This window comes from Fulvivirga kasyanovii (genome assembly GCF_009711405.1).
In the GTDB taxonomy this organism is placed as follows: domain Bacteria; phylum Bacteroidota; class Bacteroidia; order Cytophagales; family Cyclobacteriaceae; genus Fulvivirga; species Fulvivirga kasyanovii.
Window position 1 is genome coordinate 1 of record NZ_SMLW01000234.1, and the last position, 2,839, is coordinate 2,839.

The window sequence follows — 2,839 nt, forward strand, 5'->3', positions numbered from 1 at the left end:
TGAAGGTTTGGAAAATGAAGACCCTAAAAAACTTGCTGAATTTGAAGCCCGAATAGAAAGAGGTGAAAAAATCGAACCCAACGATTGGATGCCTCAAATGTATAGAAAACAACTCATCCGGATGATCGAACAGCATGCGCATAGTGAGATCATCGGGGCTTTGCCTGAAGGCACCTGGATAACAAGGGCTCCTGGCTTCAAAAGAAAGCTGGCCCTGATGGCCAAAGTGCAGGATGAAGTAGGGCACGCCCAACTACTTTACAGCGCTGCCGAAACTTTAGGTAAGTCGAGAGAACAAATGATCGATGACCTGATCGAAGGAAAATCAAAATATTCCAATATATTTAACTACCCTGCCTTTACATGGGCAGATTCATGCTTTATTTCCTGGCTTGTGGATGCCGGGGCTATAGTGAACCAGCTTGCCAATGCAAGAGGCAGCTATGGACCATATTGCAGGGCGTTGGATCGTATTTGTGCGGAAGAGTCATTCCACCTTAAATATGGCCACCACTGCGTTATCCACATGGCGACAGGTACACCCAAACAACGGCAAATGATGCAAGAAGCTATAGATAGATGGTGGGGACCTATGATGCACTTCTTTGGCCCGCCTGATAAGGTTTCCGTGCACACAGAAGTACTCATGAAGTGGAAGGTGAAAATGGCCTCCAATGACGATTGCCGTAACCAGTTTCTGGATATGTATGTACCTAAAATATGGGAGCTGGGCTTTACAATTCCTGATCCAAACCTGAAAAAGAACCCTGAAACTAAAAAGTGGGAATACACTGAACCTGACTGGGATGAATTCAAAAGGGTGATCAATGGTGACGGGCCATGCAATGCTGAAAGGCTTGCCGTACGAAGAGTAGCTGAGGAAAGAGGTAAATGGGTACGCCAGGCGTTATTGGCTCCTAAAACGGAATATGTTACCCCTTTAGCATAAAACCTATCAAGGCTACCTGCACGGTAGCCTTTTTTATTTGAGTAACATACAGACTACTTTTCTGCCAGTGCGCATCATTTATTTTGTGTGATCATTAGCGTTCTCAAGCAGGAAACGAATAACCGAAAACGATTGCAAACCACCATTTAAAATGACATCTTTGAGGCGTCATTTTTTTGCTTAAGAAAATAAATGGAATCATTAGACCCCAGAGTTAACCGACTCAATTTAAAAGGATTTCAGGGCGATCTTACTCGAAAAGTGCCCCTGGATCAGTTTGGAACTTTCGAAGTGTTTGTACAGGCGAAAGAAAACAAGCCTTATCAGCATGAAGGCATTGTACATGCGCCAAATAAGGAAATGGCCTTCCTTTTCGCTAAAGAACAATTTAGCAGAAGATCCACCTGTACAGGATTGTTTGTTGTAGAGACCAGAAATGTGTTTGTAACCGAGTTTACTGAAGGTGAAGACACTATTTACAACTATATTTCTGATGAATACCCAAAGGAAGGTGATAAAGAAGAATACGAGTTTTTTCATCTGATGAAAAGAGGTAAACAACATCAACATGTGGGATCAATCGAAGCCCGAAACCCTCAGGAAGCTTTGGCACTTGCAAAACCGGCTTTCATCAACGAAAAGCCAGTTTTTAACGCCTGGGTAATTAAAACCAGTGACATTTTATTTACATCAGAAGAAGACAAAAACATCTGGGACACCTTGCCTGACAAGAAATTCAGGGATGCTTCAGATTACAAAGCATCGGACAAAATCAAGGCTTTTAAGGAACGTAACGCCGGTTAATAGTTAAGATCATGAACGAGACAGCACTAAAAGAACTTCTATATAAAATGGCTGATGATCAGCTTATCATCGGCCACAGAAACTCTGAATGGACGGGCATGGGCCCGCTTTTGGAAGAGGATATTGCATTTTCCTCCATGGCACAGGATAAGGTTGGGCAAAGCCATGCGTTGTACCAGATTTTGCACAGCCTTGGTGAAAGCGAACCGGACACCATAGCCTTTACCCGCAATGCTGAGCAGTTTCATAACTGTACGCTGACAGAGCTTCCAAACGGCGAGTATGATTTCAGCCTCATCAGGCACTTCCTTTTTGATACCGCCGAAGCTATCCGTTTCGAATTATTAACAGAATCAAGTTATACACCTCTTGCCCAATTAGCGAAGAAAATACAGGGAGAAATCAGGTATCACACCATGCATGCCAACACCTGGATTAAGCAATTAGGTACAGCTACAGAAGAGAGCATAAGCAGGCTGCAGTCATCACTTGACAAGGCTCTTCCATACGCCCTCGGAATATTTGAACCTTCCCCTTATGAGCAGGAATTAATAGCAGGTGGAATATTTCAGGGAGAAGAAGTGCTAAAAGAAAAGTGGATCAACAGGATTACTGAAATATTATCTCAAACCAGCCTGCAATTGCCAGATCTTAGCGTAATAGAACCAGAGTTTGGTGGAAGAACAGGAAAACATACTGAACACCTGCAACCGCTTGTTGAAGAAATGTCAGAGGTATTCAGGATAGATCCCGGTGCAGAGTGGTAACTTTGAACTTCGAATGCAAGCTTACTGTTAAGGTTTTGAATGCACATCACTGAAGAACAAATATTAGAATGGCTCGATGAAGTAAAAGACCCTGAAATACCAGTTTTGTCACTGGTAGACTTAGGCGTTATTACTGATATTGACATTGATGATCATCGTGTACGTGTTACAATGACACCTACTTTTGTGGGATGCCCTGCCATTGATTATATGAAGCAGGATATTTCCGATGTCCTCAATAGCTATGGCATTGATCATGTGGACGTGGTAGTCTCATTTGAAAAATCATGGAATTCCAATATGATCACTGAAAAAGGTC

At 42.7% G+C, this 2,839-nt stretch carries 4 protein-coding genes; all 4 read left to right on the forward strand.

Annotated elements, in window-relative coordinates; genetic code table 11:
- Positions 1-949, forward strand: a 949-nt coding sequence (paaA, locus tag E1163_RS01180; protein ID WP_221417895.1) for a 1,2-phenylacetyl-CoA epoxidase subunit PaaA, incomplete at its 5' end; no start/stop codon positions are given.
- A 192-nt stretch (positions 950-1,141) separates the two neighbouring features.
- Entirely contained in the window at positions 1,142-1,753 is a 612-nt protein-coding gene (locus tag E1163_RS01185) for a phenylacetic acid degradation b (protein WP_155168696.1), read from the forward strand.
- An 11-nt stretch (positions 1,754-1,764) separates the two neighbouring features.
- The gene (gene paaC / locus E1163_RS01190; protein WP_155168697.1) at positions 1,765-2,520 is read left to right on the forward strand and encodes a 1,2-phenylacetyl-CoA epoxidase subunit PaaC; all 756 of its coding nucleotides are present in this window, start codon (positions 1,765-1,767) and stop codon (positions 2,518-2,520) included.
- A 39-nt stretch (positions 2,521-2,559) separates the two neighbouring features.
- The coding region (locus tag E1163_RS01195) for a metal-sulfur cluster assembly factor (RefSeq protein WP_155168698.1) at positions 2,560-2,839 on the forward strand (280 nt) is incomplete at its 3' end.